We start from the raw sequence: 13,444 nt of genomic DNA on the forward strand, positions 1-13,444 counted from the left end.
AGCACCAGGCGGAGAACATCCGCAAGATGATGCTGGCGATGGCGAAGGACATCCGTGTCCTTTACATCAAGCTCGCAGATCGTCTCCATAACATGCGGACGATCGGCCACATGCCGCGCGACAAGCAGGAAGCGAAGGCGCGTGAGACGCTCGAGGTCTTCTCGCCGCTGGCGAACCGTCTGGGCATCCACCAGCTCCGCTGGCAGCTCGAGGACCTCTCGTTCGCGACGCTGTACCCGAAGCAGTTCGATGAGATCGTTCGTATGGTCGAGGAACGCCAGCCCGAGCGCGACGAGCTTCTCCGCGGGGTCGTTTCCGAGCTGGATGACGCGCTGAAGCGCACGAGGATCAAAGCGGACGTGAGCGGACGGCCGAAACACTACTACTCGATCTACGAGAAGATGATCGTGCGCGGCAAGGAGTTCGGAGAGATCTTCGACCTGGTCGGGATCCGTGTCCTCGTCGACAACGTGCGCAACTGCTACGCGGCGCTCGGCGCGATCCACGCGCTGTGGCGGCCGATCCCCGGTCGCTTCAAGGACTACATCGCGATGCCCAAGTTCAACATGTACCAGTCGTTGCACACCGCGGTCCTCGGCTTGGGTGGGAGACCGCTCGAGATCCAGATCCGGACGCACGCGATGCACGGCACCGCGCAGACGGGGATCGCCGCCCACTGGAAGTACAAGGACGGCAAGGTCGGACGCGGTGAGGCGGACCTCGCATGGCTCCAGCAGATGCTCGAATGGCAGCGCGAGCTCTCCGACCCGCGGGAGTTCATGGAGAGTCTCAAGATCGACCTCTATGCGGACGAGGTGTTCGTGTTCACGCCGAAGGGCGACGTGCTGTCGTTCCCGCGCTCATCGACGCCGATCGACTTCGCGTACGCGATCCACACCGAGGTCGGGCACCGCTGCATCGGCGGACGCGTGAACGGCCGGCTGGTCCCGCTCGACTACCGGCTCGAGACGGGGGACACCGTTGAGGTCTTGACGAGCAAGGCACCCACGGCGAGCCCGTCGCAGGACTGGCTCAAGCTCGTTGCCACGCCGCGCGCGCGGAGCAAGATCCGCCAGTGGTTCAGCCGCGAGCGACGCGAGGACGCGGTCGAGCGCGGCCGGGACGAGCTGATACGCGCCCTGCGCCGGGAGGGGCTGTCGATCCAAGAGACCCTGAAATCCGACGCCCTCGCCGGTGTCGCGAAGGAGCTCGGGCACACGTCGGTGGAGGGCCTCGAGGCGTCGATCGGCGAGGGCCACGTCTCGGCCCCGACCGTCGCGCAGCGGATCGCGCACGAGGTCGTGGAAGAGGAGGACGTCCTCGCGAACGTGCCGACGCCGGTGCGGATGCGTCCGTCCTCCGAGCACGGAGTCGTCGTCAAGGGGCTCGACGACGTGCTTGCTCGGCTGGCTCGATGCTGCACGCCGGTGCCGGGGGACACGATCATCGGCTTCGTCACCCGTGGACGAGGCGTTTCGGTGCATCGCGCCGACTGTCCTAACGGAAAGGCTCTCGCCGCCGAAGCGGGGCGGCTGCTCGAGGTGTCCTGGGATTCGCAACGGCCGACGACCTTCCAGGTCGCAATCCTCGTCGAAGCGCTCGACCGGACCAAGCTCCTGCGCGACGTCGCGACAACGATCTCCGACCTCGGCGTGAACATCCTGTCGACGTCCTCCATGACCAACCCCAAGACCCGCACCGCTGCGCTCAAGTTCACCGTCGAGCTGGCCGACCCGGCGCACCTCGAGCACATCATCGCGTCGGTGAAGCGCGTCGATGCGGTGTTCGACGCATATCGGATCGTTCCCGGCCGGGCCGGCAGCCGCGCCGGCAACTGACGCGCTCTTGCGCGCCGTCGTCCAGCGATGCTCGCGTGCGTCCGTGCGCGTCGACGGGGCCGTCGTGGGTGAGATCGGCCGGGGGCTCGTCGTGCTGGTCGGCATCGGGCTCCGAGACACCGAAGCCGACGCAACGTGGCTCACCGAAAAGCTTCGCGGCTTGCGGATCTTCCCCGACGACGAGCAGAACATGAACCGTTCCTTGGAGGATGTTGGGGGAGCGGTGCTCGTCGTCTCGCAGTTCACCCTGCACGGCGACGCCCGGAAGGGACGCCGCCCTTCGTTCATCGACGCGGCGCGCCCGGAGCAGGCGGAGCCGCTCGTCCGCGCGGTTGCGGGCGCTCTGCGCGCTGCGGGAGTGACGGTCGCGGAGGGCCGCTTCGGCGCGATGATGGACGTCGAGCTGGTGAACGACGGCCCGGTCACGATCCTGCTCGACTCGGAGAAGCGGTTCTAGGACTGCTATCTGTCGGACGGCGTTCTTGCGGTGTATAGCGACACCTGCCGTCTTCCAGAGCAGCAAGAACGGTTGGTCATGCCTTCGGACTGAGGTTGGCGGCTCAGCCTGGCGATCCGACGAGTCAGGCGTCGAGGCCTTGTTAGGATGCCCCGCGATATGGAGGACCAGCGCATCGTCGAGGGCTACACGCTGGGTGTTTTCGCCTCGAACACCTACATCGCGGCCGCGAAAGCGGGCGACGCCGCGGTCGTCATCGACCCCGGTCAGGACGCCGCGCCCCTGATCGCGGAACGGGTCGCGGCGCTCGGTCTCACCCTGAAGTCGGTGCTCCTCACACACGGCCACATCGACCACATCTGGAACGCCGCCGAGATCGCCAACACCGCCGGCGTGCCCGCGTACATCCACCCGGAGGATCGCTACATGCTCGACGACCCCGGAGCGGCGTTGGGGCGCATGGGCATGGGGAAGATGCAGGTCGACACCCCGGCGGACGTGCGCGATCTTGCCGACGGCGACCGCTTCGCATTCGGGGACCTCGAGCTCGAGACACGGCACACGCCCGGGCACACGCCGGGACATTGCGTGTTCCTGACCAACGGCATCCTCTTCTCCGGTGATCTCATCTTCCAGGGCTCGATCGGACGGACCGATTTCCCCGGCGGCTCGCTCGAAGAGCTGATGGAGTCCATACGCCGCGTCGTGCTCCCGCTGCAGGACGAGACGGTCATCCTGTCGGGACATGGGCCGGAGACGACCGTGGGGATCGAGCGCCGGACCAACCCCTTCGTTCTCGCCGACGCGAGCGGCGAGCTGCCGCGGCTGCTCGGCCTATGACACCTCCGCAGCCGCCGCGCGGCACGCGCGACCTGCTGCCGCCGCTCTCGGAACGGCTGGCATCCCTCGAGCGCGAGGGGTCGGCCATCTTCGAGCGGGCCGGGTACCGCCGGATCATCACGCCGGAGTTCGAAGCGACCGAGATCTTCACCCGCGGGATCGGCGAAGCGACCGACATCGTGACGAAGGAGATGTACACCTTCACCGATCGGAGCGGGCATTCGCTCACGCTTCGTCCCGAGGGAACGGCGCCGGTGATGCGGGCGATCGTCACGCACCATCTGCACGACCGGCCACTCCCGGTGAAGCTCTACTACGCGGCGCCGATGTTCCGCTACGAGCGGCCGCAGAAGGGCCGGTATCGCCAGCACTTCCAGCTCGGGATCGAGGCGGTGGGTTCGGAGGATGCAGCGCTCGACGCGGAGGTGATCGAGACCGGAGTGCGCGTGCTCGAGGCGGCAGGGGCCGGCGAGGTCTCGCTTCTGCTCAACAGCATGGGTCACCCCGGCGACGACTGCCGTGGCCGATATCTGCCGTCGCTGAAGGAGTTCTTGTCGAAACACCGCGAGGAGCTCGATGCCGACTGCCGGCGGCGGATGGAGACGAACCCGCTGCGCGTCTTCGACTGCAAGGTCGAGCGCGACCAGAAGATCCTCGCGGATGCGCCGACGCTCGAGCAGTTCCTGTGCGAGAGCTGCCGGGAGCATCTCGATGCCGTCAAGGGCCACCTGAGGGATGCGGGTGTGGAGTTCACGCCGGCGCCGCGTCTCGTGCGAGGCTTCGATTACTACACGCGCACGACGTTCGAGTATCAATCGGGCGCGCTCGACGCGGCGCAGAACGCGCTCGGCGGTGGAGGCCGGTACGACGGGTTGGTCGAGCAGCTCGGCGGACCGCGGCTGCCCGGCATCGGCTTCGGCTTGGGCGTCGACCGCATCTTGATGGCGCAGGAGGCTGCGGGCTCTCCGCCGGAAGGCGTCCGGCTCGACTGCTACGTCGTGCCGCTTTCCGATGGGGAACGGCCGCTGGCGATCGGACTCGTCCGGGCGATCCGCGAAGCCGGGCTCGCGGCGGACTTGCCGTACCTCGAGCGGTCCTTGAAGAACAATCTCAAGGTCGCCGACAAGCTCGGCGCCCGCTTCGCCGCGCTGATCGGGGCCGCCGAGCGAGAGGCCGGCACCGTCACCCTTCGCGAGATGACCTCGGGAGAGCAGGAGGCCGTCCCGCTCGACGCCGTCTCCGTGCGGATGGGCGAGCGCCTCCGATGATGCGCACACACGGAGCCGGAGATCTCAGGGCGGAGCACGACGGTTCGTCGGTGACGCTCGCGGGATGGGTGCATCACGTACGCGATCACAAGGGCGTGGTTTTCGTCGATCTCCGCGACGCCTCCGGGACCGTGCAAGTCGTGTTCCATCCGCAAGAGGCTCCCGAGGCCGCCGAGCGCGCGCACTCGGGCATCGACCGCGAATTCTGCGTCCTGATCACTGGGACGGTCGCCAAGCGGAAGCAGGGCACCGAGAACCCCAAGCTTCCGACCGGCGAGGTCGAGGTCCGTGCCATAGGCCTCGAGGTGCTGTCCGAGAGCCTGACGCCGCCGTTCGTGATCGAGGACGATCTGGAGGCGGACGAGACGACGCGGCTGCGATACCGCTACCTCGACCTCCGCCGTCCGATCATGCAGCGAGGCCTGCGGATGCGCCACGGCGTCACCCGGGGTATCCGTAACTTCCTCGACGAACGCGGGTTCGCGGAGATCCAGACCCCGACGCTCACGCGCTCGACGCCGGAGGGAGCGCGTGACTTCCTCGTCCCGAGCCGCCTCCAGCGGGGATCGTTCTATGCCCTTCCGCAGTCGCCGCAACTCTTCAAGCAGCTGCTCATGGTGTCGGGTTTCGAGCGCTACTACCAGATCGCGCCGTGCTGGCGGGACGAGGACCTGCGCGCCGACCGGCAGCTCGAGTTCATCCAGCTCGACCTCGAGATGTCGTTCGTCGAGGAGTCCGATGTCCAGGAGCTGATGGAGGCGCTCATGGTCTCGCTGTGGCGCGACCTTCTCGGCGTCGAGCTCGAACCCCCGTTCCCGCGTCTCACGTACGACGAGTGCATGCGCCGGTACGGCAGCGACAAGCCCGACCTTCGCTACGACATGGAGCTCACCGATCTGCAGCCAGTTTTCGCCGACACGACCCTCGGGATCTTCAAGAAGGTGATGGAATCCGGCGGCTCGATCCTCGGCATCGGCGTCCGCGGCGCCGGCGAGATGACCAAGACCGACCTCAAGCGGCTGGAACAACTCGCGACGGAACGCGGCGCGAAAGGCCTCGCGTGGTTCCGGTTCACCAGGGAAGGCGTCGACTCGCCCCTCGCGAAGTTCGTGACCGAGCCGCAAGCCGCCGCGCTCCGTTCCGCGCTCGGCATCGCGGATGGCGACGTCGCGCTCGTGGTCGCCGACGCCACGCCGGTAGCGCGGACGGTGCTCGGCGCACTGCGGACCCACGTCGCCGCGGAGCGGGGTATCGTCCCCGAGGGGCGATGGAACTTCCTGTGGATGACCGACCCCCCGTTGTTCGAATGGGACGACGAGGAGCAGCGTTGGATCTCCGTCCACCACCCGTTCACATCGCCCCAGGGGTCGATCGAGGAGATGACCGGCGACCCGGCCTCCGTCAAGGCTCGCGCCTACGACCTGGTCCTGAACGGCGTGGAGCTGGGCGGGGGCAGCATACGTATCCATCGACGCGATGTTCAGGAGCGAGTGCTCGAGGAGCTGAAGCGGGATCCGTCCGAGTTCGACTTCCTGCTCGAGGCGTTCGCATACGGCCCGCCGCCGCACGGCGGCATCGCGCTCGGGATCGACCGCATCGCGATGCTGATGGCCGGCCGCGAATCGATCCGCGAGGTGATCGCGTTCCCGAAGATCCAGTCGGGCGTCGACCCGTTGACCGGAGCGCCCACGCCGGTCGACCCGAAGGCCCTGCGGGAGCTGGGGATAAAGACCATCGGGCCATGAGCCCTGCTCCCGGATCCGAGCCGACGCTGTTCGGCGGAGGCGGCGCCGGAGCCAAGCGCGGCCGTCGCGCGGCCGGCCGGCCGGGAGCCCAGAGCGGACGGCCGGGACCCGCCGGTGCTTCCGCGCCGCTCGCCGCTCGCATGCGGCCGCGGAGCCTCGACGAGCTGGTGGGTCAGTCCCACCTGCTCGGGGTCGGCAGCGTCCTGCGCGGATTGATCGAGGAGGACAAGCTTCGCTCGGTGCTGCTGTACGGACCACCCGGAACGGGGAAGACGTCGCTTGCGCATATCGTCGCCGAGGCGACCAGCGCCCATTTCGAGCAGCTGTCCGCGGTGACCTCCGGCGTCGCCGACGTCCGCGCCGTGATGGCCGAGGCTCGCGAACGGCTGCAAGGAACCGGCCGCCGCACGATCCTGTTCATCGACGAGGTCCACCGGTTCAGCCGGACGCAGCAGGACGCGCTGCTGCCCGGGGTCGAAGCCGGCTGGGTCGTCTTCATCGGGGCGACGACCGAGAACCCGTTCTTCAGTGTCACCTCGCCGTTACTGTCGCGGAGCCTGCTATTCCGGCTCGAGCCGCTGACCCGGGAAGAGGTGCGCGCGATCCTCGAGCGTGCGGTCGCGGAACCCGAGCGAGGGTTGAGCGGGCAGGTGAGCGCGAGCGATGAGGCGCTCGATCATCTCGCCGGGAAAGCCGAAGGCGACGCGCGGGTGGCGCTGAACGCGCTCGAGGCGGCGGCCGACCGCGCGTCGGCGCGGGGGGACGAAGCGGTCGCCGTCGCCGACGTCGAAGAAGCGCTCCGCCAGCGTCTCGTCCGGTACGACCGCGCGGGCGACCAGCATTACGACATCGTCAGCGCCTTTATCAAGGCCATGCGAGGATCGGACCCCGACGCCGCGCTCGCGTGGCTCGCCCGCATGATCCACTCCGGCGAGGACCCGCGATTCATCGCGAGGCGGATGGTGATCTTCGCATCGGAGGACGTCGGCCAGGCCGATCCGATGGCGCTCGTCGTCGCGACCGCCGCGGCGCAGGCGGTCGAGTACGTCGGGCTGCCGGAGGTGCAGCTCAACCTCGCGCAGGGGGTCGTGTATCTCGCCACCGCCCCGAAGTCGAACGCGGTGATCCGCGCCATCGGGGACGCGATGTCCGACGTGGAGAAAGAAGGACAAGGTGCCGTTCCGGACCACCTGCGCGACGCGCACTATCCCGGCGCCAAGGCTCTCGGGCACGGGGCGGGGTATAAATACCCGCACGCCTACCCTGGGGCGCAGGTCGAGCAGACCTACATGCCCGAAGGTTTCGAGGGAAAGAAGTACTGGAAGCCGGAGCCCGGGGTGGGCGGGGAACCGGACGCCGAGAACCTGGGGGAGCAATGACGGCAACGATCGCCGCTCTGGAAGCAACCGATTACGCCGTCCTCGTCATCGCCGCTTTCTTCGCTCTCGCGGTGATCGTGGTGTCGATCCTCGTTCTGAATCTCTTCCGGGTCGTTTCGAGCACGAAGGAGCTGGTCGACGGCGTGACCCAGGAGACCGTTCCCTTGATCCATGAGGTCGGGAACACCGTGAAGGGCGTCAACCACGAGATCGAGCGCGTGGACTCGATCATGGCCTCGGCGCAGACCGTGGCTCACAACGTCGAGACGATCTCCCACACCGTGAAGGCGGCCGTCACCAACCCGCTCGTGAAAGCGCTGGCCTTCTTCGCCGGCGCCCGCCGTGCGACCAGCAAGCTGAAGGAGAAGGACTAGTGCGGCGTGTCTTCTGGGGCCTCGTCGGCATCGGCATCGGCGTCACGGTCGGCGTCGCCGTGGTTCGCTGGGCGAACCGCACCAAGGAGCGCTACTCGCCGCCGAACCTCGCGCGCGAGGCCGGCTCGTACGCCTCCGGCCTGAGGGAGCGGCTGCGCGACGCGATCGAGGCGGGACGCCAGGAGATGATCGTCCGCGAGGCGGAGCTCCGCGAGGAGCTGGGGCTCGACCCGGCCTAGCAGGACCGTCGCAAACCGCCCCGCCCGCACCGCTTCCCTCGCTTAGAATCGGGGCCGATGAAGGTCTCCGATATCAGGCGTACGTTCCTCGAGTTCTTCCGCGAGCGCGATCACCGGGTCGTTCCGTCGTCGTCGCTCGTCCCCGAGGATCCGTCCGCACCGCTGCTCACCACCGCGGGGATGGTTCAGTTCATCCCATACCTGAGCGGGCGCAAGCCGATCGAGTTCCCGCGCGCGGCGTCATGTCAGAAGTCCGCCCGCACGACCGACATCGACCTCGTTGGGCTCGACGCGCGGCATCAGACCTTCTTCGAGATGCTCGGCAACTTCTCGTTCGGCGACTACTTCAAAGCCGACGCGATCCGCTGGGCGTGGGAGCTGTCGCTCGAAGGCTTCGGACTCGACCCCGGACGCATCTGGGCAACGGTGTACGAGCAGGACGACGAGGCGGCCGAGATCTGGCGCGCGTACCTGCCGGCCGAGCGCATCATCCGCATGGGCAGGGAGGACAACTTCTGGTGGATGGGGGTCGCCGGACCCGGCGGCCCGTGCTCTGAGCTGTACTACGACCGCGGTCCCGAGTACGGCGAGGTTGAGGGGTTCGTGCCGGGCGACCGGATCATGGAGTACTGGAACCTCGTCTTCACCGAGTTCCAGGTCGACGCGACCGGCGAGCCCGTGCAGCCGTTGCCGCAACGCAACGTCGACACCGGACTCGGGTTGGAGCGCCTGGCGGCGATCCTCCAGAAGGTTCCGGGCGCGTACGAGACCGACGTGTTCAAGCCGATCATCGAGCGCGCCGAGCAGCTCGCCGGGGTCGAGTACCAAGCCGCGTACGAACCGTTGGTGAAGACCGACGTATCGCTGCGGATCCTCGCCGAGCACGCGCGCTTCGCAACGTTCCTCATCGGCGACGGCGTCTTTCCGTCCAACGAGGGCCGCGGCTACGTATTGCGGCGGGTCATCCGCCGTGCCGCCCGCCACGCCCGGATCCTCGGGATCCGCGAGCCGATCATGGCGCAGCTCATCGACGCGGTCGTCGCCACGATGGGCGACGCCTACCCCGAGATCGTCTCCGGCAAGGAGATGATCGCCGGCGCTGCGGCGGCCGAGGAGGATCAGTTCCGGAACACGCTGAGCAAGGGCATCACGCTGCTCGACGACGAGATGGAGAGTGCGAGGAAGAGCGGCACGTCCCGCGTCTCGGGCAAGACGGCGTTCAAGCTCCACGACACCTACGGCTTCCCGCTCGAGCTGACGCTCGAGATCGCTCGTGAAGCCGGCATGGAGGTCGACGAGGGCGAGTTCTCGTCGCTGATGCGCGAGCAGCAGGAGCGCGCCCGCGGAGCGGCCAAGCGCGAGATCGCGTCGAGCGAGAAAGCCTTGCGTGAGATCCTGACCGAACGCGGCCCGACCAAGTTCCTGGGCTACGAGCGTTTGGAGTCCGACGGGTTGCTCGTGGGGCTCGTTCGCGACGGCGAACGCGTCCCGGCCGCGGTCGAAGGCGAGGAGATCGAGGTCCTCCTCGACGCGACGCCGTTCTACGCGGAAGGAGGCGGCCAGGTCGGCGACACCGGACTCATCACCGCAGGCGGGGCGAGGCTCGAGGTGCTCGACACCCAGGAGGCGCTCGGCGAGCTGATCGTGCACCGCGTCCGCGTCCGGCAAGGAGAAGCGGTGACGGGTACCGACGTGCATGCAGCGGTCGACGCGGGTCGTCGCGGGTCGATCGCGCGGAGCCACACGGCGACCCATGTGCTGCACGCCACTTTGCGCGCGGCCGTCGGCTCGCACGCGCGTCAGGCCGGCTCGCTGGTCGACGCCGGACGGCTTCGCTTCGACTTCCCGCACACGGAACCGGTGTCGCGGGATCTCCTCGCCGAGATCGAGGACACCGTGAACCGGCGTTTGCTGTCGGACGACCTCGTCCGACCGTACGAGACGACGCGCGAGGAAGCGAACACGATCGGCGCGATGATGCTGTTCGAAGAGAAGTACGGCGACGTCGTCCGCGTCGTCGAGATCGGCGATTACTCGATCGAGCTGTGCGGCGGCACGCACGTCACCCACACGAGCCAGGTCGGGCTGGTCAAGATCCTCGGAGAGGCGTCGATCGGCTCGAATATGCGCCGCGTGGAGGCGCTGACGGGCGCGGAGGCGATCGAAGGGTACCGGCGGGACCGGACGCTCCTCGAGCAGATCGCGACCCTCGTGCGCGGCACGCCCGACGAGGCGGCCGACAAGGTGCGGCGGATCCTCGACGACCTCAAAGCGGCCCGTTCGGAGATGGAACGGTCGCGCAAGGGAGATGTCAAGGATCTCGCCGGGACGCTCGCTGGGAAGGCGGAGCTCGTCGGGGACGCCGCGTTCGTTGCGGCCGAAGTGCCCGGCGTCGGCGTCGGCGACCTGCGTTCGCTCGCGGTCGCGGTTCGCGAAGCCGTGCACGGACCGGCGATCGTGGCCCTCGCGTCCGGAGCCGACGGGAAAGCCGGTATCGCGGTGGCCGTCTCCAAGGAGCTCGTCGGCCGCGGCATCAAAGCACCCGTGCTCGCGAAAGGGCCGGCGGAGGCGATCGGCGGCCGCGCTGGCGGCAAGGACGACCTGGCGACCGGCGGCGGCAACCGCCCCGACGGAGTAAGCGAAGCGGTGCGCATCGCCGCCGAGGAAGCCCGGCGCGCCTTGGGATCATGAGCAGAGCGCTGGGCGTCGACGTCGGAACGGAGCGGACCGGTATCGCGGTCGAGGTTGTCGGCATCGCGCAGCCGCTGCGGGTCCTCACCGCGTCGGGCGACGATCTCGTCCCCGCGGTCGTGGCGATCGCCCGCGAGGAGGCGGCAACCGAGATCGTGATCGGTCACCCGCTGCGCATGGACGGCAACGAAGGGCCCGCCGCCGTCCGCGCGCGCGAGATCGCCGATGCGGTGCGGAACGAAGCGGGTCTGCCGGTCGTGCTGTGGGACGAGCGGCTCACCACCGTGCAAGCGGAACGGACGCTGGTCGGCGCGGGCGTGCGGCGCCGCAAGCGGCGGACGGTGATCGACAAGCTCGCCGCAACGGTGTTGTTGCAGAGCTACCTCGACTCCGGCAGGCCGGCGGAGGGAACGCGATGACCACGATCGTCGAGCCGCCGGTCTCCGAGGAGCAGGTTCCCGAGCCGCCACGGCGCCGGCGCCCGAAGCTGACTCCCCTCGGGAAGCTGGTCGTCTTCCTCCTGGTCTTGCTACTCCCGATGGGAGCCTTCGCGGGGTACGTGTTGAACGCCGCCGGCGGCTCCGGCGGCGACGGGAGCGAGGTTTCCGTCGTGATCGAGCCCGGCTCCTCGGCCTCGGAGATCGCCTCGCAGCTCGAGCGAGCCGGTGTGATCGAGGCGGCATGGGTTTTCCGCTTGTACGCGCGATTCCGGGGCAGCGCGGGGAGTCTCAAGCCGGGGCAGTACGACTTCCGCAAAGGGATGAGTTACTCGACGGTGTTCGCGCTCCTCGAGAAGGGCCCGGCGGTCGAGTTCACGCGCGTCACGATCCCGGAGGGGAAAACCGTCCGGGAGATCGCCCAGATCCTCGAGCGCGTCGCCGGGATCCCGGCAACGGAATTTCTCGCCGAGGCGACGAGCGGGAAGCACTCGCTGCCGATCCTCCCGCGCAACACCAAGAATCTCGAAGGCACCCTTTTCCCGAAGACCTACGATCTCATCAAGGGGATAACGGTCGCTCAGGTCGTCGAGCGCCTTCACGGCCAGTTCGAGAAAGAGATCGCCGCCCTCGACTGGTCCACCGCCGACCGGCTCGACGTGACCCCCTACCAGATCCTGATCATCGCGAGCATGATCGAGCGCGAGGCTCGGGTTTCTCAGGACCGCGCGAAGATCTCACGCGTGATCCACAACCGGCTCGCGAAGCCGATGCGCCTGCAGATCGATGCGACGGTCCAATACGGGATCTATCTCGAGACCGGCTCGTACAAGCAGCCGTTGTTGGTCGAGGACTATCAGTTCTCCTCGCCGTACAACACCTATCTCATCGACCGGCTGCCGCCCGCCCCTATCGCGAGCCCCGGCCTCGAGTCGATCCAAGCAGCGCTGAACCCCGAGAAGGGGGATTGGCTGTACTACGTGTTGATCAACGACAAGGGCGAGCACGGGTTCGCGGAGACCTACGAAGAGTTCCTCCGGCTCAAGAATTCCCGGTGATGCGAGCGATCTCGGGTGCCACACGGGTGGCCGGGATCATCGGCTGGCCGGTCGATGCGAGTCTCTCCCCGGCGATCCACAACGCCGCGTTCGCCGCGACCGGTCTCGACTGGGTCTACGTCGGGTTTCCCGTGCGCCCGAACGCGCTCGGGAACGCGATCCAGGGGATGCGCGGCCTGGGGATATCCGGATTGAACGTCACGATGCCGCACAAGCAGTCGGTCATCGCACACCTCGACGGCCTCACCCCTGATGTCGAACGGGTCGGCGCCGTCAACACGATCGTCGCCGACGGTGAACGTTTGATCGGCACCAACACCGACGGCCCGGGGTTCATGCGCTTCCTCGAACGAGACGTGGCGGTGAAGCCCGATGGGATGCGAGCGGTCGTCCTCGGCGGCGGGGGTGCGGCACGCGGGGTCGTCACATCGATGGCGGACGCCGGCATGGAAGTCACGGTGACGGCACGGCGGGACGCGCAAGCCGACGAGGTGGCGGCGGTGTCGGGAGCGCGCGCGGCCCCATGGGTATCCCGTTCAGAGATCGCCGCGGAGGCAGGCCTGATCGTGAACGCCACCCCCATCGGTCGCGATGACTCGTCCCTCCCGCTCGACGCGGGCGCGGTGCGGGAGGGCCAGATCGTCATCGACCTCATCTATCACCCGGACACGACCGAACTGGTTCGTATCGCCACCAAACAGGGCGCCCGCGCGTTCAACGGGCTCGGGATGCTCCTCCATCAGGCCGCGCTGGCGTTCGAGGCGTGGACGGGCGTCCCTGCCCCCTTCGACGCGATGGCCGAAGCCGTTCGCTGACGTCTCCATCCATCAAGCGAACCCCTCCGCTTGCCGACATCTTCGATTGAGCCACCCGGCTGCGGGGCCGTTCGTGCACCCTCGAAGCCGCCCCGGATGAGCGAGGGAGAGACGACATGCTGAGCGGCAACCTCGAGTTGTTCGCACTGGCCGACGTCCTGCGCTTCGTCGCCCGCTCCGGCGCGACCGGCGCGGTCAACATCTACCGTCAAGTGGACGGCGGAAGGGTCCTGCTCGTCGACGGCCACGTCGCGGGAGCCGTCGTCGACGACTCCGCGGCGGAAGACCCGGACGGAGTCGTCG

General features: G+C 68.1%; 13 protein-coding genes. All 13 read left to right on the forward strand.

All coding sequences use genetic code 11. From position 1 onward, the window contains the following. A partial coding sequence (locus WEB06_00570; GenBank protein MEX2554108.1) for a bifunctional (p)ppGpp synthetase/guanosine-3',5'-bis(diphosphate) 3'-pyrophosphohydrolase occupies positions 1–1,838 on the forward strand: 1,838 nt, incomplete at its 5' end. A 7-nt stretch (positions 1,839–1,845) separates the two neighbouring features. Beyond that, a complete protein-coding gene (dtd, locus tag WEB06_00575; GenBank protein ID MEX2554109.1) occupies positions 1,846–2,295 on the forward strand; it encodes a D-aminoacyl-tRNA deacylase in 450 nt (149 codons plus the stop codon). Between the two features lie 159 nt (positions 2,296–2,454). Next, a complete protein-coding gene (locus tag WEB06_00580; GenBank protein ID MEX2554110.1) occupies positions 2,455–3,135 on the forward strand; it encodes an MBL fold metallo-hydrolase in 681 nt (226 codons plus the stop codon). Further along, the gene (gene hisS, locus WEB06_00585; protein MEX2554111.1) at positions 3,132–4,403 is read left to right on the forward strand and encodes a histidine--tRNA ligase; all 1,272 of its coding nucleotides are present in this window, start codon (positions 3,132–3,134) and stop codon (positions 4,401–4,403) included. Before WEB06_00580 ends, hisS begins: the two co-directional genes overlap by 4 nt. Next, a complete protein-coding gene (gene aspS, locus WEB06_00590) occupies positions 4,400–6,148 on the forward strand; it encodes an aspartate--tRNA ligase (protein ID MEX2554112.1) in 1,749 nt (582 codons plus the stop codon). Before hisS ends, aspS begins: the two co-directional genes overlap by 4 nt. Next, on the forward strand, positions 6,145–7,527 hold the full coding sequence (locus tag WEB06_00595; protein MEX2554113.1) for a replication-associated recombination protein A: 1,383 nt from the start codon (positions 6,145–6,147) through the stop codon (positions 7,525–7,527). The genes aspS and WEB06_00595 overlap by 4 nt, the downstream gene beginning before the upstream one ends. Then, positions 7,524–7,901: a DUF948 domain-containing protein gene (locus tag WEB06_00600; GenBank protein ID MEX2554114.1), complete on the forward strand. Its 378-nt coding sequence runs from the start codon at positions 7,524–7,526 to the stop codon at positions 7,899–7,901. The genes WEB06_00595 and WEB06_00600 overlap by 4 nt, the downstream gene beginning before the upstream one ends. Beyond that, positions 7,901–8,140 carry a hypothetical protein gene (locus tag WEB06_00605; GenBank protein ID MEX2554115.1) on the forward strand — a complete coding sequence of 80 codons (240 nt, stop codon included), beginning with the start codon at positions 7,901–7,903 and terminating at the stop codon, positions 8,138–8,140. The genes WEB06_00600 and WEB06_00605 overlap by 1 nt, the downstream gene beginning before the upstream one ends. A gap of 57 nt (positions 8,141–8,197) precedes the next feature. Next, positions 8,198–10,831: an alanine--tRNA ligase gene (alaS, locus tag WEB06_00610; protein ID MEX2554116.1), complete on the forward strand. Its 2,634-nt coding sequence runs from the start codon at positions 8,198–8,200 to the stop codon at positions 10,829–10,831. Beyond that, positions 10,828–11,250: a Holliday junction resolvase RuvX gene (gene ruvX, locus WEB06_00615; GenBank protein MEX2554117.1), complete on the forward strand. Its 423-nt coding sequence runs from the start codon at positions 10,828–10,830 to the stop codon at positions 11,248–11,250. Before alaS ends, ruvX begins: the two co-directional genes overlap by 4 nt. Beyond that, positions 11,247–12,326, forward strand: coding sequence for an endolytic transglycosylase MltG (gene mltG, locus WEB06_00620; protein MEX2554118.1), 1,080 nt, complete (start codon positions 11,247–11,249; stop codon positions 12,324–12,326). Before ruvX ends, mltG begins: the two co-directional genes overlap by 4 nt. Next, positions 12,326–13,141 carry a shikimate dehydrogenase gene (gene aroE, locus WEB06_00625; protein MEX2554119.1) on the forward strand — a complete coding sequence of 272 codons (816 nt, stop codon included), beginning with the start codon at positions 12,326–12,328 and terminating at the stop codon, positions 13,139–13,141. The genes mltG and aroE overlap by 1 nt, the downstream gene beginning before the upstream one ends. A gap of 116 nt (positions 13,142–13,257) precedes the next feature. After that, on the forward strand, positions 13,258–13,444 hold a 187-nt coding region (locus WEB06_00630), incomplete at its 3' end, for a DUF4388 domain-containing protein (GenBank protein ID MEX2554120.1).

The organism is Actinomycetota bacterium, from assembly GCA_040905475.1.
Taxonomy (GTDB): domain Bacteria; phylum Actinomycetota; class AC-67; order AC-67; family AC-67; genus DATFGK01.